Genomic DNA, 1445 nt, shown 5'->3' on the forward strand with positions numbered 1-1445 from the left:
ATTTTATTGATTCTCAAAAAGTATTATTGGCAATTGGTGATGAAACGCGTCAGTCTATTTTGTTAGTGCTAATGGAAACGGAATGTCAAACAGGATTACGTGTAGGAGAAATCACGAAGCAAACACACCTTTCCCGTCCAGCAGTATCACATCATCTTAAAATTTTACGAGAAGCTGGCATTATTTTAATGAGAAAAGAAGGTACAAAGAATTTTTATTATATTGATATACGTACAAAATTAAGTTTATTAAAAAATCTTGTATTAGATATTGAAAAGCTATTGCAAAACTTTTATTGAAATTTGGAGGTATAAGAAATGAAAGCAATGATAATTGATAAATATGGAAAAATCCCAATGCGTATGACAGAGGTACCTACTCCTGAAATAAATGAGTATGAGGTGCTCGCAGAAATTCATGCAGCTAGTATTAACCCAATTGATTTTAAAATACGCGATGGAAAAGTGAAGATGTTGCTTAAATATGAAATGCCCCTAATCCTTGGTAATGATTTTTCCGGTGTCATCGTAAAGGTTGGAGCAAAAGTGACTCGCTTTAAAGTTGGCGATGAAATATATGCACGTCCAAGAAAAGATAAAATCGGTACTTTTGCGGAATATATAGCCATTCATGAGGATGATATAGCCTTAAAGCCAAAAAATTTAAGTTTTGAGGAAGCTGCTTCGATTCCACTCGTTGGATTAACATCATATCAAGCCTTACATGACATCATACAATTACAACAAGGACAAAAGATTTTAATTCACGCTGGATCCGGTGGTGTCGGTACTTTCGCTATTCAGTTAGCAAAAATAATGGGTGCTACCGTTACAACAACTGCTAGTGAGGCTGGTGCGAATTTAGTAAAGTCTCTTGGCGCAGATGAAATTATTAATTACAAAACAGAGAAATTTGAAGATATACTAACAAATTATGATGCGGTATTTGATACAATCGGCGGGACAACACTTGAAAAATCATTCAATATTATAAAAAGCGGAGGGAACATTGTTTCCGTTTCAGGAATGCCGAATGCTCGATTCGGTAAAGAATTTGGTTCCGGATTTTTTAAAACACTCTTATTTTCATTCGCAAGTAAAAAACTTACTGCACTTGAAAAAAAGCATAATGCTCAGTACTCATTTTTATTTATGAAACCAAGCGGAGATCAATTGCGTATTATTGCAAACTATATTGAAGCTGGAAAAATCAAACCTATAATTGATCGAGTTTTCCCTTTTGAAGATGCTCAAAAAGCAATGGAATATTCAGAGTCTGGAAGAGCTAAAGGAAAGATAATTGTAAAAATCAAATAATAACAAAACTCCATTTTAATCAATCTTTTTGAAAAATGGAGTTTTTGTATTTGCTGTTAAATAGACACAATGCACTGAAGTCCTTACAATAGATTGCAAGGGGAAATAATACATTATACTTTTAGTTAA

Annotated in this window: 2 protein-coding genes; both read left to right on the forward strand. The window is 33.4% G+C overall.

What is annotated here, in order from left to right:
• Positions 1-299 (forward strand): ArsR/SmtB family transcription factor (locus tag KI356_RS27320; protein ID WP_212937018.1); only part of this gene is annotated, 299 nt, incomplete at its 5' end.
• 18 nt (positions 300-317) lie between these two features.
• Positions 318-1316: an NADP-dependent oxidoreductase gene (locus KI356_RS27325; RefSeq protein WP_212937019.1), complete on the forward strand. Its 999-nt coding sequence runs from the start codon at positions 318-320 to the stop codon at positions 1314-1316.
• The last annotated feature ends 129 nt before the right edge of the window (positions 1317-1445 follow it).

The sequence above is a fragment of the Bacillus hominis genome, assembly GCF_018332515.1.
GTDB classification, from domain to species: domain Bacteria; phylum Bacillota; class Bacilli; order Bacillales; family Bacillaceae_G; genus Bacillus_A; species Bacillus_A hominis.